The sequence below is a fragment of the Arcobacter sp. ISO1 genome, assembly GCF_058105185.1.
Map to the genome: position 1 here is coordinate 723,202 of NZ_CM176573.1, position 21,949 is coordinate 745,150.

A 21,949-nucleotide genomic window follows, 5' to 3' on the forward strand; every position below is an offset into this window, starting at 1 on the left:
TTATTTGTTTTTTTTGATGCTGAGGTGATTAGTCATCGTCACCATCTCCACCATCACCATCTCCACCATCACTGTCACCGCTATCACTATCTCCACCATCATTGTCACCATTATTGTGATCGCCATCTTCGCCATCTTCACCATCTTCACCATCTTCACCATCTTCGCCATCTTCACCATCTTCACCATCTTCACCATCTTCACCATCTTCACCATCTTCACCATCTTCACCATCTTCGCCATCTTCACCATCATTTTCTTTGGCATCATCATTTTCATCGTCGTTTGCATCGTCGTTTGCATCATCGTTTCTTGAGGCATCATTTGTTCCTGTCGAATCCTGACTTTCTCTATCTTTATTATCATTTAAATCATCATTGGTGTCATTTGTATCTTCTGTTTCACCATACTCCATACCCATAGCTTCTCTTTCTGATCCAAATGCTGACTCTTCATTATCCACATCATCTACTGAAGAGAATAGTGATGTTGTAATCAGTAGTAAAAATGCAATATATTTAAAATTTTTCATTATTTATCCTTTTTATTTGTTGTGAAAAAATTAACGTAAACATCTTTTTTAAAGACTTTTTTATCCACTTCTATTTTTCTTGGTGTTTTAAACCAAGCAATTCTTATATTCTCAAAGTCAATATCACTAAAATTATTTAGGAGATATTTTTTTATGTTTTTTACTCTTTTCTCAGCTCTTGTTAGATTATTTACATCATAAGAAACTATGTATAAAGTAATATCTTTATCTTCAAGAAGTCTTTTCCCAATTTTATTAAGACCTTGCTTTGAATAGTACTCTAGGTTATTACTGTTTGGTAGATAATCCATATTTCTAATACTTACTGTTTCTTCACCTATTTTGAAGTTTGAATACTCAAAATCTCCTAATCTATTTAAGTTATAAATAGCCCATTTGGCTAAAGAATAATCAGAGAACTTTCGTAAATATTCTTTAAAATATTTTTTGGCATTTTCTTGATCACCTATTTTATTTAAACTTTTTGCGTAGTAATAGTACATGTTAGAGTGGGGCTTCCTATATCTTTCTATACCCTTTTCTAAGGTTTCAAGAGCTTTTTTATACTGTTTATCTTTATAATAACTCTTACCTAAGTATGCCCAGGCACTTCTATATTTTCCATTTTTATCTTTTAAAATCTCTTCATAGATTTTTTGTTCATTTTTATAATCTTTAGCTTTCCCATAAGCAATTCCAAGCCAAAGTTTATGATATGTTGAATATGGAAATGATTCAGCCGCTTTTTTGAAGTAATTTATTGATTCTTCATATTTTTTTTGACTAACTAAAAACCTACCATGATAATAATTCATATATGTATCATTGGGGTCTTGTTGTAGCTCACTTTTTGTTAGTTCTAAGCCTTTTTCTATCTCTTTTAGTTTTAAATGGTTTTTTGCTTCATATTTAGCGCAACCACTAAAAACTAAAAGGGATATACCTATTGTGATAAATATTTTTAAAATACTCATATTCTTCCCCTTTGTTTGATTAATTTCACTAAACTAATAGTAACAAAGAAAAAAGTGTTTTAACTTTACAATTTCTTTACAAAGAGTTTACACTTAGAGTAAAGTTATTGCTATTATTTTTTTTATTGTGATAATATGAGATTTCAAATTCATGTTTATCTATTATTTTTTTTACAATACTAAGTCCTAGTCCAAATCCATTTCTTTGGTGAAGTTCTTGGGTAAATGCTTGAAGGTAGTATTCGATATCACGGGATAATGCTTCTCCAAAACTAATAACTTGAATATTATTTTTTGATGATGAGATTTTTATTGGGAATTTTATACTATATTTTAAAGCATTATCAATTAAGTTCTTTAAAGCAATACATAAGTAGTAAAAATCACCCTCTATTTCAAAATCATCTTTAATATCTAGTTCTATTTTATCTTCATTATCAAAATGTATTTTTTGTAGTGATTCTATTATAAGCTTTTTATTGGTAAATTTTTCAAAATTTAGTTTTGAAGAGTTTAATCTTTCTAATTCTATTAATTCATTTGTTAAGACTTCAAGATCACTGAAAATCTTTTTCATTAATTCTTTTTGTGAAAAATCATCAATTTTTTCAATTGCAAATTTTCCTCTTGCTATAGGGGTTCTTAGTTCATGACCAATATCTCTTAAGAGTTCTTCTCTTGTATTTATAAGGTTTTCAAGTTTAGATGCCATATTGTTAAATGTATCTGCAAGTTTGCCAATCTCATCATTTGATTTTATATCAACTCTTGTTGAAAAATCTCCATTTGCGAATTGTGTAATTTGTTTAGAAATTTGTTTTAAAGGTGAAAAAATCTTTAGTACAAATAAAAAGATAATAATTAACGCTAAGACATCAAGAGCTATTAGAATATTTAATATAAGTTTGTCGTTAACGCTTCCTTCGTCTTTAGTTTGAAAAATATATTCATCATCTAAATATTTTATTTGAAGTATAAACTCATCTTGAAAGAATTTTTGGAAAATCTTAACAAAGCCAAAGGTCAAATTCTCTTCATATAAAACTTCATTTTCTAAACTTTTAAAATTGTTAATTTTTTTTAGACCATACTTTAATTCTAGTTCTTTTATTTTGTTAGTATCATCAAAATTATCTAAAATTTCATAAGAGATTTTTGCATATTTCTCTTTTATTAAACTATCGATTCTATTTGAGTTAATACTATCCATCCAAAAACCAATAATACTCATAAGAATAAAACTAAATGAAAATAAAATTAGAATTTTTTTAAATATAGACATGAAAACCTTTTCTAAGAGATTAATTTATACCCAACACCCCAAACTGATTTAATATATTTTGGTTCTTTTGAATCATCACCTATTTTATATCTTATGTTTGAAATATGCATATCAACAGTTCTATTTTTTGTATTAGATTCTAAAGAGGTGTTTTCTATAATATCTTCCCTTGATGCTATTCTATTTGAATTATTAACTAAAAACATAAAGATTTCAAATTCAACTTTTGTAAAGTCAATTGGATAATTATCTACTAAAACCTCTCTTGATTTTGTATCTATTTCAAAGTCACCAATTGTAAAAGTCTCTTGAGTTGATTTTTTTAATATATAGTTGATTCTTAAAACAAGTTCTCTTGGCTCATAAGGTTTAGCTAGAAAATCATCAGCTCCTAATTCATAACCATGAATTTTATTGCCTATATCACCTCTAGCAGAAGATATTATAATTGGTATATCGATAATGGATTTGATTTTTCTAAATACATCAAATCCATTTAGTTCAGGGAGCATTAAATCTAATACTACAATATCATAATTTGTGTTTTCTTTTAGCTCTTCTAAGGCATCAATAGGGTTTTCAAAAGCTGCACAGCTTAAATTAAAATCTTTTAGATAATCAACAATAAGTTCATTCATTGCTGTATCATCTTCAATTAATAATATATTGTTAGTCAAGTTCCCACTCCTCAACATAATGAGCGAGTTTTTTTCTTTGTTTTTTATTTAAAATATTATGAATTCTTTCTATTTTATATGCTTCAATTTCAAGATGTTTATATTTTAAATCTTTTAACAAAGTTATGAACTTTTCTTTATCAAAATCATTTTCTTTTAATAAATCTTCAATCTTTTCTTTTACATCGTGTTTATAATTTTGAAGTTTTTTATAATCTTTCTTGTAATCAATCAAAATATCTTTCATAAGAGTATATTGTTGGGAATTTAAATTTAAAAATTCAAAATTTTTATATAGATTGTATTTTTGGTTTTTATAATATTTATGTTTGTATTCTTCAAAATCTTTATAATCATCATCTGCATTTAAAAATACAAATAGACTAATTAAAACTAGAAATATCTTTAATATTTTCATTTTCTATTAATCCTTTCTCAATATCAATATGACAAGCCTTACAATTAGCCTTACTTTTTATATCTTTATGATTAAACAAATCTTTTGGAATATCCTCATGGGTTTTTTTCCAAAATTGTGTTTGTGACATTGCAATTATATCTTTATCTTCAATTGAATTCAAAAAATTTAAACTTCCTTGCATGGTTGAGTTCTCTGCACTATTTTTTACAAGAAAATCTAATATAATTTTTGTATCCTCTTCATCTAAAGAAGCATCATCTCCAAAGTGGTTTTCTAAATCACCCATTAGTGTCACCCACGATTTTTTAGGTAAAAGATTGGGAGGGATATAGAGTGTGACACGATGCACACTCAGCTACAAACAAAGAGTTTTCTTGTTCATAGTTAACAGGTTCAAAAACTGAGGCAGTTAAAACATTTTTTGGAGTACTTATATTAAATAGTAAAAATCCTATAAATAAAATAGCCATAATAAAAGCAAATGTTTTTTGATAAAAATTAACAGTAATATCCTCTTTTTCATCAGTCATTTTGTAACCATCTGCAATTGAGTTTAAAGTTTTATTTTTTCCATGTAAAACTTTGTCCACTAATACACCACCTAAATGAGCTACAACTAAAGCTATTAAAACACCTGTAAATAGTTCATGAATCTCTTCAAATAGTTCCATCTCTTTAAAAAATGAGCTATTCAATCCTGAAGCTATTCCACGACCTTCTTGGATACCAAAGGCTAAAACACCAGTAATGATAGTTAAAAAAACTGTTACTAAAATAGCAATCATTACAAATGAAGCCATTGGATTATGACCTACATATTTTGATTTGTCTGTTAACATTTCACCTAAAAACTCTTTTGTTTTTTTAATACTAAGTGGAAAGTCTTTAAACCTTGAATGTTTAGGACCAAATAATCCCCATCCTATTCTAAAAAAAAGCAAAATAAAAATAGAGTAACCAATTATTGCATGGTATTGTAATAAATTGTCATCATCAGTTAAAAAAGCCAATAAAATAAATACAGCAAATAAAGCGTGAAAAACTCTTGTTGGTAAACTCCATATATATGATTTTTGCATTATATTATCCTTTTTGATTAATCGTCCCATCTTCCATAGTTTGGTATATTAATATTGTCTTCATCATACCAACCTTTTTTTGCATCGGTGTGACAAGCAGTGCAATTACTTAAACTTTTTACCTCTTTTTGGCTTATAAACCTTTTTGGTACTTCTCTATGTTCTCTTTTAAACTTTGGAATATCAGTTATTGCTAAGTAAGTTTTTGATCTTGGAATTGATTGAGCAAATTCTGCAATCTCACCATATAGTCTTTTCGTTGAATCACTTGAATTAGCAACTAAATACTCTTTTATCATTTGTGTATCTTCTTTGTCTAGTGAAGCATCAGTGTCGAAATGGTTTGATAGATTATCCATCATTTTTATCCAAGATCTTTTTGGTAGAAATTGTGCTTGATATGCCATATGGCAAGTTGAGCACTCATTTTTAAATAGAGTCTCTTTTGTATTCATATCATTTGCCATAAGTGATGCAAATCCTATTGTTAGTATTAGTAAATATCTCATGTTATCTCCTTATTTATTTATGATGTAAGTTATTACATCACCTTTTTCTTGTGCTGTACCTTCTCTTTTATAAACATCATTGAAGTTTCTTCTTAACCATTTTTTTATGGTTTTTAATTTTGTAAATCTTTTTGAATTTGCTTTTGGTGAAAGTGGTTTTATCTCTTTTCCTGTAAAGAAATTCTCACCTGTTTGGTTAAGGTTTACTGTATGACATGATACGCAAGATATCTCTTTACCTTTTTTCCCAATATGTTTAGATGTGAAAATCTCTTCACCTCTTTTATAATCAAAACCTTTAAAAGCTGGGTCTTGACTTTGAACCTCTTTTTTTAAACTATTTAAATAGTCATCAACTACACTTGCATTTGCAAAACTGATTACAAATAATCCTAAAAATAAATATTTCATTTTTTCTCCTTTTTATTTTAAAAGTATAAATCAATAGTTTCAAGTTGAGGACTAAACTTTCTTGACATTTTCTTTACAATTTAAAAACTAAAACCAATAGTTTTTGTAGTATAATCCTTTCTTTTTTTAGGAATTTAATATGAATAGAAAATTTATCAAGTATCAAAATGAACCAATTTATCTACTTTTTGTAGGACTTTTAGCAGCCTCTTTTTTTTCAGCAACATTTTTAATTAATAGAAGTATCTCATTAGATGGGGGACATTGGTATTGGTCCGCTTCATTAAGATATTTCTATACACTTTTATTTTTGAGTGTGGGATTTGTCTTTTTAAAAGGCTTTTCTTTTTATAAAGCAATTTTAAAAGAGTATTTTGAAAATATCTTGTTTTGGAGTATAGCTGGGACTATTGGTTTTGGTTTCTTCTATTCACTTATTTGTTATTCTGCTGATTTTTCCCCTGCTTGGGTAGTTGCTACTACTTGGCAGATGACTATTTTAGCTTCACTTTTTGTACTTACTTTTTTTGGTAAAAAATTATCAAAAAGGATTTGGTTTTTTACACTTATTGTTTTTATTGGTGTAACGCTAGTAAATCTTAGCCATTTTGATTTATCAAATCTAGATAAGCTTCTTTTAGGTTCAGTCCCAATTTTAATTGCAGCTTTTTCTTATCCAATTGGTAATCAATTGGTTTGGGAAAGAAAAATAAAAAAAGAGCAAGAAGGTGTTGATAATAAAGTATTAAATAATAGTTTTGCAAAGGTTTTTCTACTTATTTTAGGAAGCTCACCTTTTTGGTTGATTTTATACTTTTTTATAAATCCAACATCACCAAGTTCTGGGCAGTTTATTAGTGTAGCTTTAGTTTCAATACTTTCAGGAATAGTTGCTACAACACTTTTTTTGTATGCAAGGAATCATGCAAATACAACAACAAAACTTATGCTTGTGGATGCCACACAGTGTGGTTCAGTATTTTTTGCTTTGTTTGGAGAAGTATTATTTTTAGATGGTAGTTTCCCAAACACAATAGGTTGGCTTGGATTGTTTATAACTATTAGTGGACTTTTATTTTTGACTAAATCTAAATAGATTTAGTTTTAAATAGTGTCTTTAAATTTTTCCCTTATTGCTAAAAACTCATTTAAATTTTCAAAGAAAATATCCACAAGTTTTGGGTCAAAATGTTTACCTCTTTCTTCTTTAAATAGTTTAAAAATTCTTTCATCATCCCAAGCTTTTTTATAGCATCTATCACTACCTAATGCATCAAATACATCTGCAATGGCAGTTATTCGTCCATAAATATTTATCTTTTCTTCTTTTAAACCTTTTGGATAACCTGAACCATCCCATTTTTCATGGTGCTCTTTTGAAATTGTTGCAGCCATTTTTAGAAGAGGTCTTTTTGAATGCTTTAACATCTCGAAACCCAGTTGTGCATGGGTATTCATTACTTCTCGTTCATTATCATCAAATCTTCCAGGTTTATTTAAAATGGCATCTGGAATGGCAACTTTTCCTATATCATGCATTGGACTAGCCATCTTCAACATCTCAGCTTTTTTCTCATCTAATCCATAATATAAAGCAAAAAGCTTTGAGTATTCAGCAACTCTTTTAACATGATTTCCAGTTTCTTTTGATCTACTTTCACCTATTGCACCCATTGTGAAAATTACTTCTTTTTGTGTATCTTCTATTTCATGGTTAAGTTTTTTTATTTTCTTTAATCCATTTTGTACTTTTTCTTCAATCTCATCAACGGTTAATGCGACATTTTTATTAACTTTGATAGATAAATAGATTATAAAAGCTAAGGTAAAAAATAAAATCAAAGTTATAAATGACCTAATGGTAGTTAGAAATTCTTTTGATAAAAGGTCTATATCATTTTGAATTTGTTCATTTAGACTTTTGTTTTGTTTTAATGAGTTATATATTGTATCTTGAACTGATTGTTGTTTTAATTGTAATTTTTTAGAATTAATAGCATTTTCACCTAATTGTTTTATTACTGTTTTATAAGACTCTAAATCTTTGTTTTCCAAAAAAGTACTTAAAACATTTACTTTATCAAGCCATTTATTTAGGTATTGTGTAGATTTTTTTTGAAAAAGCACCTCTTTACTATAATATTTAATATCTGAAAAGTCTTTAAGCAGATTAAAATCTTTTTTCTCTAATATAAACTCTTCTAGGTTATTTCTTAAACGATTTTCTAAAGGGTATGTTCTAGTAAACTCACCATTTAATTTTATCTTTTCTCTTTGTAATTCAAATAGAGTTTCAAAGGATGTTTCAATTTGTTTTTCATTTGATGCTAAAATATTTAACTGATTAAGAACACTTTTTTCTTGATGCATATCTTTTAAAATATAATCAATAAAATCTTTTTGTGTATCGTTAATTAGCATAAAATGTAGGGATTCAAATTCTTTTTCATAATTAGTAAATCTTGTCTCAATTAGTTTTAATGTATCTTCGTTTTGAGATATTATAATATCTTTTGTCAAAGAGGTCATGTTTTCTTGTAATAAGATTAGTTTTGAGATATCTTTTTTTGATTCTTCATTTTCATTTACTTGATATAAAACTATGCTATTTGCTATAAATATCATTAATATAAGGATTGTAATTAATAAGAAACTATATTTTACTTTATTTTTAATGTGCATTTAAAACCCTTTATCTATGAAAGAGAAGTTTAAATTTTGTTCCTTTATTTTCAATGCTCTCTACTTCAATTTTACCATTGTGTAAAGAGATAATTTTTTCACTAATAGATAAACCTAATCCAGTTCCACCACTATTTTTATTTCTACTTTTATCTATACGATAAAATTTTTCAAATATCTTTTTTAAATTATTTTTATCTATGCCTATTCCAAAATCTTCAACTTCAATTATTATTTTATCATTTAATATATAATTTTTGATTAAGACCTTAGATTCTTTATGACTAAAAGTAATGGCATTTTTAATTATGTTTTTTAGAGCGATTTTTAAAAACTTGGCTTCTCCTTTTATCTCTAAAGGTTCACTGATTTCTAGTTTTAGTTGGATATCTTTTGTTTTAGCAAAGTTCTCAAGCTCTTTTTTTGAATCAATTGATATCTCATCTAAATATATAACTGTGTCTACATTTTCATTAGAAAACTTATTTTTTGCTAAAAAGAGTAAATCATTTACTGTTTCTTGAATTGATAATATCTCATCTAAACAAGTAGATAATGTTTTTTTATAATCATCTTTTTCTCTATCTTTTCTTAGGGCTATTTCAATTTCCCCTCTTATAATTGTAAGAGGAGTTTTTAATTCATGGGATGCATCTGAAGAAAATTGGCTAATCTTTTCAAAGGAATTATCTAGTCTTGATAAAAGGTTATTTATCTCTTCTCTTAATAAATCAATTTCATCTTTTTTATTATTATTTACTTCAAGTCTCTTTGATAAATCTTTTGCACTTATATTTCTAAGACTAATAAGAATATTTTCAATTGGTAAGAAAGATTTATGAATTAAAAAATATCCTCCAATTATTGAAAAGATTAAAATTATTGGAACAATAAAGATTAAAATATATAAAAGGTTTTCAAAGGTTGAATTTAGAAGTCTATAATCAGTTGCTACTTCAACTACATAAATTTTTTCATCTAAAGCGATTTTTATTTTTGATAAAACATAAATATCATTTCTTTCAAAATAGATAATATCTTTTTTTAGACTATGAAGTTCATCTAAAGTGTATTTAAAAATATTAGGAAATTTAGTGCCATTGATTTTAGTAATTTTTTTGTCTATTTGAAGAAGTCTTATAAATAAAGGTTTAAATTTATACTCTATTTCTTCATGGAATATATCTTTGGTTAATTCATCTTTATGGTCAATTATATCATCAACTACGTCTAAGAGCACAATTTTAAGGGTTGATTTAATCTTATCTAAACTAGAAATTTCTAATGTTTTATATAAAGAGAAAGAAAAAACTCCAAGAATTATAATTTGTATTAATATATTATATATTAATAGTTTTTTTTTGATAGATATATTATTCATCACTTATCTTAAATCCCATTCCTCTAACTGTTTTTATGAGTTTTTTTTCATATGGTTTGTCTATTTTATTTCTAAGTCTGTAAATATAAACATTTATAATATTACTTAAATTATCATCATCTAAGTTACTTAAAGATTCACTAATTACTGTTTCAGATAAGACTTTATTTTGGTTTCTTATTAAAAATTCTAATAGTGAAAACTCTTTTGCTGTAAGAATAATTGTATCTTCTTTTCTAGTTACTGTCTTTTTTAACAAGTCTAATTTTAAATCAGCAATTTGAAGTGTGGTTGAAACTAGATTATCACTATTTCTTAATTGAACTCTAATCCTTGCAAGTAATTCACTAAAGGAAAAAGGTTTTGAAATATAATCGTTTGCTCCAATATCTAAGCCCTTTATTTTATCTTCAATACTATCCTTTGCTGTTAGCATAATAATTGGGGTATTGATTTTTTCTTCTCTTAGGGTTTTACAAACTTCAATTCCATCTTTTACAGGAATCATAATATCAAGTAGAATTAAATCATAGGTATTAACACTAGCTAGATAAATTCCTTCATCACCATTTAATGAATAATCAACACTATATGATTCTTCTTGTAATCCTTTTTTTAAAAAGTTTACTATCTTTTCATCATCTTCAATTATAAGTATTTTCACTTGTAAACCTTAATAATGCAATTTCACTATTTGCTTTATATCTATAATCTATACCCCATGTTCCAATCCCTTTATTTACATAAATGGGGCACTTTTTTATATAGTGCAAACCATTTAAAAATGGTTGATAAATCTTTACAAAATAATGGAAAGGCCAGATTTGACCACCATGGGTATGACCACATAGAAATAAATCACAATTTGATTTTAGCGCAAGTTTATAGTCTTTTGGTTGATGGGCAAGCAAAATCTTTTGTTTGTTTTTCTCTAAAATATTTAAAAGGTTTTTTTCTTCTCTTTTATGTTTAAAAAATTTAGAGAACCTATCACTAATACCTGCAAGTAAGATGGTTTGATTTTTATATACTATTTTTTCATAGCTATTATCTAAAAAAATTATGTTTTGAAGTTGTTTAATTAAATCTTTTAGTCCATAAACTAAATCATGGTTCCCACTAATAAAGTAAGTCTTTCCCTTTAAAGAGTTTAAAATAGATAGCTTTTCTTTTATGAATTTTACTTTACAATCAATAATATCACCAGTGATTACTAAAATATTGTATTCTAAACTATTGCACGTTTCCACTAAGTTTTTTATCTGTGCTATAGTGGTTTTTTTATTTATATGTAGGTCTGATATTTGTAATATAGTAAAACCATCCATATTTTTATGAACAGTTTTAATATCTACATAATTTACTTCTTTGATTTTCATTTAAAAATATTGTCTAAATCATCTTTTGTGATAAAGTCTATAGATTTTATAACTCCGTCTTTTAAAGTATACAAAGTAGATTTTTCCTCTTTAGATATAAATCTTTTGTCATCTTCATCATAAATAAGTAGAATCTCATGGTCATATTTACGCATTTTAGGTAAAGCAAAAAGTTTTGTAATAATTGAGGGCATACCAGAGATATTTGCTATAAATACTGCATTGTTATTTTTTAAAAAAAGTGGATATTTTTTTGAAAGATACTCATTAATATTTGCCCCTGTATCTTTTTCAAAAGATACAATGATTTTTTCTATTGAATCATCTATTGTAACTTTTTTATCGTGCTGATTTAAAATAGAAAAAGTTCCTATTTTATCGCCTATTTTAAACTCTGATGCAAAAAGGGATAATCCCATTACTAAAAGACTTAAAAGTATTCTCTTCATCTATTTTTCCTTTAAATTAAAATTATATTTTATATCGATTTGATCTCTTACTGTTAAAAAAAGCATTGTTGGAGGTTCAAGGGTGAAATCAGTTAGATTAATAAAAAAGTCACCATTAATAGAGATATCCTTATTCTTTTGAGTAATATGTGCAAAAGAGTTTATCTCTTTATATATATTATTCATTTTTAAAAGTCCTTTTATCTCATAATGCTCTTCTTTTTTATTAATCGAAGTGATTTCAAAGGAAATCTTTGGTGATAATTTGGCATTTAATGCTTCATACATATGTTTATCTCTATCTTCATTATCACTAACAAGTGATAAAGCCTCAATTTCAAAGATACCTTTTATTGATTCGACATCTTTATTTTTTGATAATCTTACATCAATTTTTTTTGTTTGGGGATCAATTGTACTATCTCCAAAAACTTCTGTGTGGGCTTTGATTTGACCATCTTTTAAATAAAGTTCATTTGCATTTGCTAATAAACTTACAAATAAAATCAATACTAATTTATACATTCTTTCTCCTTTGTTTGAATATTTTTTTGCGTGTATAAGAATTGAATAAAAACTACTAAAAATATTGTTGGTACAAATAAAGTTAGATTTTCTAAGGCTGTAAATAAGCCTGCTCCAGAAGCTAACCAACCAATAAAAATCATATAAATAGAAAGTTTTTTAAGTTCTATTTCTCTTAGAGCTTTTAAAATAGTTACATTGTAATATGAGATTACAAATGGATAAATAATCGATAATAAAAGACTCTCTTCAAGAAAATAAAATAGATAACTTAGTGCAAATAATATTATTATGAAAAGCTCATTTTCAAATTTTTGTAGATTTATTTTAAAGGCACTAATAACCCCTAAAATATGAAATAGAACAATTTCAAAAGTGTAGCCATTTCTCCAGATTGAAATATCACTATTTCTTGAAAGAGTTTCAAAAAGTGCAGAGTCTAAAAAAATCCATAGTATCATGATTAGTAAAGATGAAGAAACTATATTATTTTCTATTTTTTCTTTTTCTTGGGGAAGAAAAAATGATGATATTAAAACAATAAGGGTAAATAAGATTGCAATAAACTCTCTTTTAGCAGGGTCATAATTAAACAATAAGGTTCCAACTGAATAAGAGATTGCAAGTGCCAAACCTATTTCCAAATATGAGGCTTTTTTTAGTTCATTTATAACAAGTGGCGCTAATGCTCCCACGCTAATACCTAAAATAAATAGTTCTACTAAATTAAAGTTTGGATAGAAAAATGTCAGCAATAGTTGAATAAATAAAAATACCTTTATTTTTGTTTCACTTTTTGCAGAGATTTTATAACTTAAATAAGAGCCAATAACCCCTCCTATTGGAAGTGGAGCAATTAAGTAAATATTTGAATTAAAGTATTCAATAATACCTGTTTGAGCAATAAGTAGATAATAACATAGTTCAAAACCTATGAAAAATATAAGTGCTATTTTTGACATAAGAAATCCTTTTTATAGAAGAATAGAAGATAAAATGAAGCAAATGAGATATCAAATAGTGAAATCATAAGTGCTTCAAAACCTAGTAAATGTTTGTAAAAGAGTGCAAAAAATATTGAGCTTAGAAACACCCTAATCAAAACAGTAAGTTTTGTTAATACCATCTCATACTCTTTATATTTTATGGCCATAAAGTGAATAACTCCTGTAATGCTTACAAAGGCAAAAACAATATATTCATAATCTCCTGTAAATTTAAAACCTAAAAGTGGATAAGCAAAACTTGCAAATAAAATTAAAAAAATTCCTCCAAAACCATCTGCTACGATGCCTATTAAATTGTATTTTTCAATATTTGTAGTTTTTAAATTGATATTTATAAAAGTAAGAACTGATAAAAAAGTGATTATTCCAAATAGTGTTCTAAATGCCCATAGTTTTTGAATATCTATATTTGAAATAGAGTTAAAAACTCCAGCTTGTAAAAACCCAGAGATACTTAAAACTGTAAAAATCCCTAATAAACCAATTAAATACAAAGTGTAAAAGCTTGCTTTTTTTAACTCTTTTATATGAGTAACAAACATAGATATAACCATAAAAAACACACCAATACCCATTGCAACATGAGCATGAGCTACAATTAAATCATTTCTATGAAATACCCATCTAATTTCAGGGATAAATAAAATATTTCCTTCAACATCAACAAATAGAAATGCTAATATAGAAATAAGTAATGCTTTTTTTGCAAAAAGTTCAATATTTGAATCTTTATACCATCTGTAAAGAAGAGGGATATACAATAAAGTTAGCCATTGCAAAAACCATTCTTGTTCATATGTTAAGTGACCAACAAAACTTCTATATAAAACTGATGCAAAATAAAAAATCGTTGGTATTATCCAAAAGATATTCCATTTAGCAGTAAAGTTTGTTTCGTTTAAAAGTTTAAAAATCAAATAATAAATAGGTATTAAGGCTAAACTCATTCCTAAAGTATTATCTCCATGGGGTCCAGAAATCGTACTTTCAACTTGACCAATAATTGGATTCATTAGAATTAAAAGAGCAATGGGTGCAATAATTGTAATCCATAAACAAACTTTTATCCATAAAGGAATCACTTCATATGCTTTTATATATTTATATAAAGAGAGTATATAAAATATTCCAGCAAGGGCTAAAATAAAATTTAATTCATATGGAAAATCATAAAATGCCAAGCCTCGTAGGTTACCAAATAATAAAGAGCTAATCATAAAAATTAAAAATATATACCAAAATAGAGTATATAAATTAAGATAAAATAATCCTTCATCACTTCTGACTTTATCTTTATCAATTAATAAAAAAGGAAGATAAGATAACATTAAAGGAATAAAACCATAAAGCATCAAACTAATATGTAATGAGCGCATATTAGCAGGATTTAAAGTTTGGGAATCAACATAAAAGCCTAATAGATTTGCTGAGTATATTATTCCAAATGTTAAACCTAAAAATAAAAATACTAGGGATATTTTAAAGTGCCTATTTATTAAATTACTAAAACTATTTGATTTGTCCATCTTTTACCTTATATATTTTATCTGCCATTTGTGCTAGATCTTTATTGTGTGTTGCAACAATTATTGTTGTTCCTTTATTTGATAAGTCTTTAAAAAGTTCAAATACTTTTTGTGCATTTTTAGAATCAAGATTTCCTGTTGGTTCATCTGCAAAAATGATTTTTGGTTCATTTATTAATGCTCTAGCAATAGCTGCTCTTTGTCTTTGGCCACCTGATATTTGTGTTGGATATTTAGATTTGATTTTTTGAATATCTAGTAGAGTAAATATCTCATCAATTTTTTTTCTATTTGCTAAATCATTTGCTAGTTGAACATTTTCAAGAAGTGTAAGATAATTAATTAAGTGGTGAAATTGAAAAACAAAACCAATATTATCTCTTCTAAATTTATTTATATCTTTTATATTTGAGTATTGTTCCTTTTTAAAAAAAAGAGTTCCTTTTTTTGGTTTTAAAAGAGTTGATAAGATTGAAAGAAGTGTAGTCTTCCCACTACCACTTTCCCCTATTAAACAGATAAATTCACCCTCTTTTATTTCTAGGTTTATATTTTGTAATGCAACATCGCCATTGTAGTCATGGCTTATATTTGAAGCTTTCAATATCATATTTTATCCCCTTGCATCAAAATTATTGGGTCAGTTTTTGAAGCATTTATAGCAGGAATAATTGCCCCTAAAATAGACATTGTTATTGAGCAAATAAATAGATAAAATGCTAATTCAATAGATATCTCACCATTTACATAACCATGAAAAAGCTCAGAATTTTTGATTAAAACTAAAATCAAAGTAGATATAAAAAAAGAAAAAATAAAACTCAAAACACCAAGTATCGAACTTTCTAAAACTATTTGAAATACAATTGACTTAGTAGATATTCCAATAGCTCTTTTAATACCAAATTCGCTTTTTCTTTGATTTATCGTGATACTCATAATACTCACAATTCCAAGAAGACCTAAAAAAAATGAGATAAATCCAATTAAGTTAGATGAGGTTTGGATTATTTTAAACTGATTATAACTATCAACGAAATTTTGTGTTGATTTCACTTCTATTTTGTCACTTAATTTTTGTATATCAGAGATGACTTTTTTGATATTTGAGTTGTAGTTAGTATTTACTAAAATCATTGATGCACTTTTATTAAAAATATCACTTGCATCATTTATATTTATTACTACTCCACCATTTTCAAAACCAATATCACTTTTAAATACACCTGATATTTTGAACTTTTTATCAGCAATTTGAATTGTTTTTTTGTTTTTTAATGATTGATAAATGGCGTTTCCAATAAAAGCTTCATTTGTTTTAGGATAATTTCCCTGAGTAATTTTGTAATTAGAAAATCTATTTGGTGTAACCCCATAAATTGCAACAATTGGTAGTTTTTCAACGGGAGATGCCCCAACAATAATTGCCGAACTCTTTTTTGTAGTATCAAGTTTATTGATTTCTTTTAATAGTTTAATATCCACGTTTGAGAAAAATGTATCAGAGATTTTAGCCTGAGTTATTATGATGTCTCCATCATTTTTCAATAAATTAGAGTACATAGATATAACTCCATTTGAAATGGAGCTAATTAAGAAGATAGAAGTTATTGAGAATAATAAACTTGCAAATATTAGAATAGTTTTGAATTTATTTGCAATTAATGCTTTAATTGAAAGTTGCAAAATATACCTTAAATTTTTAGGTATTCTAAACTTTCATAGTGAATTTAAGATGAATTGAATATGAAAAAAAATTCATATTCAATTTGAGGAATAGATATCTTTATTTTAGTGTGTTTTGTTCATCTATTTTTGTTGCATTTACACTATATCCAATCCCTTTTACAATCTTAATAGCTTTTTCTGGTATTTTTTTTCTTATTCTTTTAACTAAAGCTCTAATATTCATAATAGTAGAAGGTTCTCCTTCCCAGACATATTCTTCAATTTCATCAAAACTGAAAACTCTATTTATATCTTTTGTTAGAAGTTCTAATAGAAGAATCTCTTTTCTTGCTAACTCAATTTTATCATTATCATTTGTTAAAAGTCTTTTTGGAATATCATATATGTATTTCTCTCCAAGACTTATTTTTGAAACTTCTTTAAAGCATAGTTTTTGAATTTTGTGAATCAGTTCATACATGAAAAATGGTTTTTTTATATAGTCATCACATCCCGTTTCATATGATTTTTGAATTTTTTCTAAGTCATGGTTTGAACTAATTATAATTGTAGGTACATTTTTGTGATACATCTTAATAGACTCTAGCACAGAAATCCCATCTAAAGAGGGAACATTTATATCTAAAACAAAACAAGAATAGCCATCTAGAATTTTCTCTAAGGCTTCCTCTCCATCACTTATTAAATCTACAATATAACCATGTTTATTTAGTGCATTTTTTATTAATTTTGATAATCTCTCATTATCTTCAAGAACTAATATCTTCATCGTAAGTCTCCAGTTTAATTATAAATTTTGCACCATCTTTTACATTTAATGCTTCTATTTTGCCGCCAATTTTATCTTCTATGATAAGCTTTGCCATATATAAACCAATTCCATGACCTTTTTCTTTTGTTGTAAAGTATGGTTTGAATATATTTTCAATATATATTTGGGGAATACCACCTCCATTATCAATAATTTCAATTTCTAAATATTTCTCAACATTGTTTAAATTTATTGTAACTTTCCCTTTTTTTATATTGCCAATTTTCTTTTGTTTTATAATGGCATCTTTTGAATTATTTACAATATTAAGAAGAGTTTGCATAAACTCATTTTTATAACCTAATACTGTCATAAATGTTCCTTCTTGAACATTTATATTTACATCAATATAGTTATATTTTAAATTGTGTTTTATAATCTCTAGCATTTCATTTATTGATTCATGAACGTCAAAAGCTATTTTTTTAGAAGATGGCATAATAAATTTTTGGAAGTCATTTATAGTGTCAGTCATATATTTAACTTGCACCATAATATCATTAACATATACGTTATTTTTTCCATCAAAATTACTATCTTCATTATATGCTTTTTCTTGTGCAATTGTTGCAATCTCCACTAAAGGAGCTTTCCATTGGTGTGCTATTGAAGAAAAAACTTCACCTATTTCAGCAAGTTTACTTTGCTGAATAATAAATTCTTGATGTTTCGATTTTTCTTTTACAGCTTCTTTTTCTTTTGTAATATCAGTTAAAACAGTTACTGTACCACTTGTATTATAAATGTTTTCAGTGTAGTTTGTTTGATTTATTATGTAAAATTTCTTTTGGGTATTAGTATTTATTGTTAATAGATTTTCAGCTTCTGATTTATTTATAAATTTTTTTAAACAATCAATAATTGGTCTATTTTTATAATTTTTCATAAAATCACAGAAAGTTAAATCTTTATTATCAGGTGTTTTATATTTCATAAATTCTTCAAATTTTGTATTATATTCAACAATTCTTCCATTTTTATCTTGCCAAACAATAGGGTTATCAATGGCATTTAATAAAATTCTATCTAATTCAATTCTTTGTTGAGATATTTTTGATTTTTGAATTCTTAGTCTTAAGTTATGTATTAATCCAAGGATTAAAAGAACTAAAAAGGGACTGATAATAAAAACAATATCAATAAATTCTCTATATTTATCAAAAAAAGTTATTGGAGTATTTATTAGTGTATAGTTTAAATTCATTCTTTCAAGGTTTATATTAAACTCTTTGATTTTTTTGTAATCAAAAATATACTGATATGAATTGTCGACTTTAATAAATGAAAGTTTCAATTGATTATTTAAAATTCTTAAAATATCAGTACCCGCATTTTCTCCTAATTTTTCAATATCTACAAGTTTTCCCCCAACTGAACCTTTTCCAATAAACAATGTATCCGTTGAGAAAACAGGAATTTTACAAGAATCTATCATTGAAGCAATTTCACTATTTTTATTTAAAGAACCATCTTCATTATTGTAAAAACGTATAAAAAATATTGCCTCATTTTTTTTATAAGTTGAGAATTTTTTCTTTAATTTATCTAGGTTTGAACTCCTAATATATTCAATTTCAATATTTTTATTTAGATTATTTATAGCTTTTTTTATATATGGGTCAGTATGATCTCCATTTTTACTTTTGTCATTTATAATATATAGTTTATTTAATTTTGGTTTTGCTTTATTTATAATTTGAATAGTCTCGTCAATTGACCTTTTTTCTAATACTCCTGATACTTTATCTGTCAAGTTATAGAAGTCAACATCTTTTTGAGAGTATTGTTCAATTCCTACAAAATATAAGTGTTCTTTTTTAAAAAGTTCATTATAGTTTTTTAGCATAAATTCATAGGCAAAAGTATCAAGTGCAACAATCAAATTGTATTTACTTTTTCCCAATTGTAATTTATAAAGCTCTTTCATTTTGCTAAAATATTTATCTGAAGCAATTCTTTTTGAATCCATATATAAAACATTTACATTTGTTTTTGTGTTGTATAAAGTTTTTTCTATTCCATTAATTACTTTATCACTCCATTCAAAACCTCTATGATAAGAGTTTATTATAAGTACATTTTTATTTGATTGGGCAAATAGGGATATATTTATTAGTATTATAAATAGTAGAAGCGTTTTTATTCTCATTAGATATCCTTTATATTATAGATATTTTATCTAAGAAATAAAAAGGAGAGAATTAAATTCTCTTCTTTTTATTAGTATTCAAAAAACATCTCTTGAAGTTGAGTTTTCTTATGAGTTTTTGTTAATCCTAACATTAATAAAACTCTTGCTTTTTGAGGATTTAAATTATCAGTTGCAATAAATCCTAATTTTTCATCATCAACTTCACCATGTAAGTTTGTTCTACCTGTTCCCACTCTACTACTTCTAGCTACAACTATACCATTACTACTTGCAATAGCTAAAGCTTCTTGAGTTTTAGGAAATAGGTTTCCATTTCCCATACCAGCGTGGATAATTCCTTGTGCGTCAGCTTTTACAGATGCTTCAACGAAGGCTCCTGTGTCATTTGCATGACCATAAATAATATCAACTCTTGGTAACTTGTCAATTTTTTCAATATCAAATTCTGTATCAATTGTATTTTTTCTAACAGGAGTCATGTAGTAATTTACATTTCCATAATAAACTGTTCCAATTTTTCCAGTGTTTACTGATGCAAAGGCATTAACTGCCGAAGTATTTGTTTTAGTCACTTCTCTTGCACTATGAATCTCATCATTCATTACAACTACAACACCTTTATTTAAACTTTTTTCAGATGTTGCAACGCTTACTGCATTGTATAAATTAAGTGGTCCATCTGGGCTCATAGATGAACCTGATCTCATTGAACCTACTAATACGATAGGTTTTTTACTTTTTACAGTTAAATTTAAAAAATATGCAGTTGCTTCCATAGTATCAGTACCATGAGTTATTACAACACCATCCACATTATCTTTTTTTAATAGTGTATTTACTCTTTTTGCAAGTTTTAACCAAACTTCATTTGTCATTTCTTGAGAACCAATATTTGAAATTTGTTCTCCTTTTATCTCTGCCATATTATTGATATCTGGAACAGCTGCTAATAATTTATCAACTGTAACAGCTCCTGCAGAATAAGAACTTTTTACAGAAGAGTCACCAGCACCTGCTATTGTTCCACCAGTAGCAAGTATTGTAATATTTGGTTTAGCCATTAGAAGCGATGCTCCAACCATACTTAATAACGTTAATTTTCCTAATAAATTTTTCATATCTTTTCCTATATTTTTGTTATTGTTTTATAAAATAATTCCACCTAGTATAAAGCCAAAAATTACACTTAGTGAAATAGCAATTACACCTGGAATCATAAATGGGTGGTTGAATACTAAATTACCGATTCTTGTACTTCCTGTATCATCCATTTCAACCGCAGCTAAAAGTGTTGGATAAGTTGGTAAAACAAATAATGCACTAACTGCAGCAAATGATGCAACAGCAGTAACTGGGTCAACACCTAATGCAAGAGCAGCTGGCATTAAAGCTTTTGTAGTTGCGCCTTGTGAATATAAAAGCATACTTGCAAAGAATAAAGCAACAGCTAACATCCATGGATATTGATTTAATAAAGTACTTGCGAACTCTTTGATTTCTCCTAAATGTGCACCAACAAAAGTAGTTCCTAACCATGCAACACCAAGAACACAAATACAAGCACTCATACCAGATTTAAATGTTGAAGCACTGATAATTTTTCCTGTGTCAACTTTACAAGCTAAGGTAATAACTGTTGCACAAGCTAACATGAAAACCATAATTGCAGCATTTCTAGGTAAACTAGGGTCTACAATGATTCCAACTTTTTTACTAATTAGTGTTGCATAAGTAACTACTGAAAGGATAGTAAGAATAAAAATTCCAACTGAAAGTTTTGCACCTTTTTTAATTTTAATATCACTTTCACCTCTAAGTTTTACAAGACCTTTTTCTAATCTATCTTTATAAACAGAATCATCTTTTAAATCTTTTCCTAAAAAGTTACTAACAAAAGCTGTAATCATACAAGCAGAAAAAGTTGTAGGAATACAAACTGCTAATAGTTCAATATAACCAACTCCAAGAGGCTCCAAAATACCACTTAAGAAGACAACTGCAGCAGAAATTGGAGAAGCTGTAATTGCTATTTGAGAAGCAACAACTGCTATACCTAAAGGACGTGACGGTCTAATCCCTTGCTCTTTTGCAACTTCCGCAATAACTGGAAGTGTTGAGTAAGCGGTATGTCCAGTACCAGCTAGAATTGTCATAAAATATGTAACTGCAGGAGCTAAATATGTTATATGTTTAGGATTTTTTCTTAAAATATTTTCAGCAATCTTAACCATGTAGTCTAATCCACCAGCAACTTGCATTGCAGCAATTGCAGCAATAACAGACATAATAATCAAAATTACATCAATAGGAATACTCCCTGGTTCTAAACCAAAGAATAAACATAAAATAAGAACACCAAGTCCACCTGCATAACCAATTCCAATCCCGCCCATTCGGGCTCCTAAAAATATTGCACCAAGTACAACAGCAATTTCTAAACCTAACATTTTTTCTCCTTCTGTA

24 protein-coding genes are annotated in these 21,949 nt (G+C 26.8%); 1 reads left to right on the forward strand and 23 read right to left on the reverse strand.

All coding sequences use genetic code 11. The annotated features are described in order from the left end of the window. Positions 1–28 precede the first annotated feature (28 nt). The 9 genes from AC2TY9_RS03670 to AC2TY9_RS03710 all read right to left on the reverse strand — a co-directional run bounded on the left by AC2TY9_RS03670 (position 29) and on the right by AC2TY9_RS03710 (position 5,885). On the reverse strand, positions 29–532 hold the full coding sequence (locus tag AC2TY9_RS03670) for a hypothetical protein (protein WP_489779584.1): 504 nt from the start codon (positions 530–532) through the stop codon (positions 29–31). Then, on the reverse strand, positions 532–1,506 hold the full coding sequence (locus tag AC2TY9_RS03675) for a tetratricopeptide repeat protein (protein WP_489779585.1): 975 nt from the start codon (positions 1,504–1,506) through the stop codon (positions 532–534). Before AC2TY9_RS03675 ends, AC2TY9_RS03670 begins: the two co-directional genes overlap by 1 nt. Positions 1,507–1,582: 76 nt before the next feature. Next, on the reverse strand, positions 1,583–2,788 hold the full coding sequence (locus AC2TY9_RS03680; RefSeq protein ID WP_489779586.1) for an ArsS family sensor histidine kinase: 1,206 nt from the start codon (positions 2,786–2,788) through the stop codon (positions 1,583–1,585). Positions 2,789–2,799: 11 nt separating this feature from the next. Then, positions 2,800–3,465 (reverse strand): response regulator transcription factor, encoded by a 666-nt coding sequence (locus AC2TY9_RS03685; RefSeq protein WP_489779587.1) that lies wholly within the window; start codon positions 3,463–3,465, stop codon positions 2,800–2,802. Then, entirely contained in the window at positions 3,458–3,883 is a 426-nt protein-coding gene (locus AC2TY9_RS03690; RefSeq protein WP_489779588.1) for a Spy/CpxP family protein refolding chaperone, read from the reverse strand. The genes AC2TY9_RS03685 and AC2TY9_RS03690 overlap by 8 nt, the downstream gene beginning before the upstream one ends. Further along, positions 3,849–4,172: a cytochrome C gene (locus tag AC2TY9_RS03695; protein WP_489779589.1), complete on the reverse strand. Its 324-nt coding sequence runs from the start codon at positions 4,170–4,172 to the stop codon at positions 3,849–3,851. The genes AC2TY9_RS03690 and AC2TY9_RS03695 overlap by 35 nt, the downstream gene beginning before the upstream one ends. Before the next feature lie 19 nt (positions 4,173–4,191). Next, the gene (locus AC2TY9_RS03700; RefSeq protein WP_489779590.1) at positions 4,192–4,965 is read right to left on the reverse strand and encodes a cytochrome b/b6 domain-containing protein; all 774 of its coding nucleotides are present in this window, start codon (positions 4,963–4,965) and stop codon (positions 4,192–4,194) included. Between the two features lie 17 nt (positions 4,966–4,982). Next, complete coding sequence (locus tag AC2TY9_RS03705) at positions 4,983–5,474, reverse strand: diheme cytochrome c (protein ID WP_489779591.1); 492 nt, start codon at positions 5,472–5,474, stop codon at positions 4,983–4,985. A 9-nt stretch (positions 5,475–5,483) separates the two neighbouring features. Continuing rightward, entirely contained in the window at positions 5,484–5,885 is a 402-nt protein-coding gene (locus AC2TY9_RS03710; protein ID WP_489779592.1) for a DUF1924 domain-containing protein, read from the reverse strand. A 139-nt stretch (positions 5,886–6,024) separates the two neighbouring features. Between AC2TY9_RS03710 and AC2TY9_RS03715 the strand changes: the two genes are divergently transcribed. Then, entirely contained in the window at positions 6,025–6,981 is a 957-nt protein-coding gene (locus AC2TY9_RS03715) for a multidrug resistance efflux transporter family protein (protein ID WP_489779593.1), read from the forward strand. 8 nt (positions 6,982–6,989) lie between these two features. Here AC2TY9_RS03715 and AC2TY9_RS03720 read toward each other — a convergent pair whose 3' ends face one another. From AC2TY9_RS03720 to AC2TY9_RS03785, 14 genes are all read right to left on the reverse strand, one after another. Further along, positions 6,990–8,567 (reverse strand): HD-GYP domain-containing protein, encoded by a 1,578-nt coding sequence (locus AC2TY9_RS03720; RefSeq protein WP_489779594.1) that lies wholly within the window; start codon positions 8,565–8,567, stop codon positions 6,990–6,992. A gap of 10 nt (positions 8,568–8,577) precedes the next feature. Continuing rightward, a complete protein-coding gene (locus AC2TY9_RS03725) occupies positions 8,578–9,948 on the reverse strand; it encodes a sensor histidine kinase (RefSeq protein WP_489779595.1) in 1,371 nt (456 codons plus the stop codon). Next, positions 9,941–10,612 carry a response regulator gene (locus tag AC2TY9_RS03730; RefSeq protein ID WP_489779596.1) on the reverse strand — a complete coding sequence of 224 codons (672 nt, stop codon included), beginning with the start codon at positions 10,610–10,612 and terminating at the stop codon, positions 9,941–9,943. Before AC2TY9_RS03730 ends, AC2TY9_RS03725 begins: the two co-directional genes overlap by 8 nt. Next, complete coding sequence (locus AC2TY9_RS03735) at positions 10,593–11,327, reverse strand: metallophosphoesterase (RefSeq protein WP_489779597.1); 735 nt, start codon at positions 11,325–11,327, stop codon at positions 10,593–10,595. Before AC2TY9_RS03735 ends, AC2TY9_RS03730 begins: the two co-directional genes overlap by 20 nt. Further along, a complete protein-coding gene (locus AC2TY9_RS03740; RefSeq protein ID WP_489779598.1) occupies positions 11,324–11,776 on the reverse strand; it encodes a hypothetical protein in 453 nt (150 codons plus the stop codon). The genes AC2TY9_RS03735 and AC2TY9_RS03740 overlap by 4 nt, the downstream gene beginning before the upstream one ends. Further along, complete coding sequence (locus AC2TY9_RS03745) at positions 11,777–12,301, reverse strand: YceI family protein (RefSeq protein WP_489779599.1); 525 nt, start codon at positions 12,299–12,301, stop codon at positions 11,777–11,779. Further along, positions 12,289–13,263: a hypothetical protein gene (locus AC2TY9_RS03750; RefSeq protein ID WP_489779600.1), complete on the reverse strand. Its 975-nt coding sequence runs from the start codon at positions 13,261–13,263 to the stop codon at positions 12,289–12,291. The genes AC2TY9_RS03745 and AC2TY9_RS03750 overlap by 13 nt, the downstream gene beginning before the upstream one ends. Further along, complete coding sequence (locus AC2TY9_RS03755; RefSeq protein WP_489779601.1) at positions 13,251–14,834, reverse strand: hypothetical protein; 1,584 nt, start codon at positions 14,832–14,834, stop codon at positions 13,251–13,253. Before AC2TY9_RS03755 ends, AC2TY9_RS03750 begins: the two co-directional genes overlap by 13 nt. Next, positions 14,818–15,444: an ABC transporter ATP-binding protein gene (locus tag AC2TY9_RS03760; protein WP_489779602.1), complete on the reverse strand. Its 627-nt coding sequence runs from the start codon at positions 15,442–15,444 to the stop codon at positions 14,818–14,820. The genes AC2TY9_RS03755 and AC2TY9_RS03760 overlap by 17 nt, the downstream gene beginning before the upstream one ends. Continuing rightward, positions 15,441–16,520, reverse strand: coding sequence for an ABC transporter permease (locus AC2TY9_RS03765; RefSeq protein ID WP_489779603.1), 1,080 nt, complete (start codon positions 16,518–16,520; stop codon positions 15,441–15,443). The genes AC2TY9_RS03760 and AC2TY9_RS03765 overlap by 4 nt, the downstream gene beginning before the upstream one ends. Before the next feature lie 100 nt (positions 16,521–16,620). Beyond that, on the reverse strand, positions 16,621–17,292 hold the full coding sequence (locus AC2TY9_RS03770) for a response regulator transcription factor (protein ID WP_489779604.1): 672 nt from the start codon (positions 17,290–17,292) through the stop codon (positions 16,621–16,623). Then, on the reverse strand, positions 17,273–19,483 hold the full coding sequence (locus AC2TY9_RS03775) for a sensor histidine kinase (RefSeq protein ID WP_489779605.1): 2,211 nt from the start codon (positions 19,481–19,483) through the stop codon (positions 17,273–17,275). The genes AC2TY9_RS03770 and AC2TY9_RS03775 overlap by 20 nt, the downstream gene beginning before the upstream one ends. Before the next feature lie 71 nt (positions 19,484–19,554). After that, positions 19,555–20,604 carry a type II asparaginase gene (locus AC2TY9_RS03780; protein WP_489779606.1) on the reverse strand — a complete coding sequence of 350 codons (1,050 nt, stop codon included), beginning with the start codon at positions 20,602–20,604 and terminating at the stop codon, positions 19,555–19,557. Between the two features lie 27 nt (positions 20,605–20,631). Then, the gene (locus AC2TY9_RS03785; protein ID WP_489779607.1) at positions 20,632–21,933 is read right to left on the reverse strand and encodes an anaerobic C4-dicarboxylate transporter; all 1,302 of its coding nucleotides are present in this window, start codon (positions 21,931–21,933) and stop codon (positions 20,632–20,634) included. Between the last annotated feature and the right edge of the window lie 16 nt (positions 21,934–21,949).

What these genes read in the sequence shown, in the direction of transcription:
- AC2TY9_RS03670 (WP_489779584.1), bottom strand. Translation starts at nt 532, where the DNA reads ATGAAAAATTTTAAATATATTGCATTTTTACTACTGATTACAACATCA.
- AC2TY9_RS03675 (WP_489779585.1), bottom strand. Translation starts at nt 1,506, where the DNA reads ATGAGTATTTTAAAAATATTTATCACAATAGGTATATCCCTTTTAGTT.
- AC2TY9_RS03680 (WP_489779586.1), bottom strand. Translation starts at nt 2,788, where the DNA reads ATGTCTATATTTAAAAAAATTCTAATTTTATTTTCATTTAGTTTTATT.
- AC2TY9_RS03690 (WP_489779588.1), bottom strand. Translation starts at nt 3,883, where the DNA reads ATGAAAATATTAAAGATATTTCTAGTTTTAATTAGTCTATTTGTATTT.
- AC2TY9_RS03695 (WP_489779589.1), bottom strand. Translation starts at nt 4,172, where the DNA reads ATGGGTGATTTAGAAAACCACTTTGGAGATGATGCTTCTTTAGATGAA.
- AC2TY9_RS03700 (WP_489779590.1), bottom strand. Translation starts at nt 4,965, where the DNA reads ATGCAAAAATCATATATATGGAGTTTACCAACAAGAGTTTTTCACGCT.
- AC2TY9_RS03705 (WP_489779591.1), bottom strand. Translation starts at nt 5,474, where the DNA reads ATGAGATATTTACTAATACTAACAATAGGATTTGCATCACTTATGGCA.
- AC2TY9_RS03710 (WP_489779592.1), bottom strand. Translation starts at nt 5,885, where the DNA reads ATGAAATATTTATTTTTAGGATTATTTGTAATCAGTTTTGCAAATGCA.
- AC2TY9_RS03715 (WP_489779593.1), top strand. Translation starts at nt 6,025, where the DNA reads ATGAATAGAAAATTTATCAAGTATCAAAATGAACCAATTTATCTACTT.
- AC2TY9_RS03720 (WP_489779594.1), bottom strand. Translation starts at nt 8,567, where the DNA reads ATGCACATTAAAAATAAAGTAAAATATAGTTTCTTATTAATTACAATC.
- AC2TY9_RS03725 (WP_489779595.1), bottom strand. Translation starts at nt 9,948, where the DNA reads ATGAATAATATATCTATCAAAAAAAAACTATTAATATATAATATATTA.
- AC2TY9_RS03735 (WP_489779597.1), bottom strand. Translation starts at nt 11,327, where the DNA reads ATGAAAATCAAAGAAGTAAATTATGTAGATATTAAAACTGTTCATAAA.
- AC2TY9_RS03740 (WP_489779598.1), bottom strand. Translation starts at nt 11,776, where the DNA reads ATGAAGAGAATACTTTTAAGTCTTTTAGTAATGGGATTATCCCTTTTT.
- AC2TY9_RS03745 (WP_489779599.1), bottom strand. Translation starts at nt 12,301, where the DNA reads ATGTATAAATTAGTATTGATTTTATTTGTAAGTTTATTAGCAAATGCA.
- AC2TY9_RS03750 (WP_489779600.1), bottom strand. Translation starts at nt 13,263, where the DNA reads ATGTCAAAAATAGCACTTATATTTTTCATAGGTTTTGAACTATGTTAT.
- AC2TY9_RS03755 (WP_489779601.1), bottom strand. Translation starts at nt 14,834, where the DNA reads ATGGACAAATCAAATAGTTTTAGTAATTTAATAAATAGGCACTTTAAA.
- AC2TY9_RS03760 (WP_489779602.1), bottom strand. Translation starts at nt 15,444, where the DNA reads ATGATATTGAAAGCTTCAAATATAAGCCATGACTACAATGGCGATGTT.
- AC2TY9_RS03770 (WP_489779604.1), bottom strand. Translation starts at nt 17,292, where the DNA reads ATGAAGATATTAGTTCTTGAAGATAATGAGAGATTATCAAAATTAATA.
- AC2TY9_RS03775 (WP_489779605.1), bottom strand. Translation starts at nt 19,483, where the DNA reads ATGAGAATAAAAACGCTTCTACTATTTATAATACTAATAAATATATCC.
- AC2TY9_RS03780 (WP_489779606.1), bottom strand. Translation starts at nt 20,604, where the DNA reads ATGAAAAATTTATTAGGAAAATTAACGTTATTAAGTATGGTTGGAGCA.
- AC2TY9_RS03785 (WP_489779607.1), bottom strand. Translation starts at nt 21,933, where the DNA reads ATGTTAGGTTTAGAAATTGCTGTTGTACTTGGTGCAATATTTTTAGGA.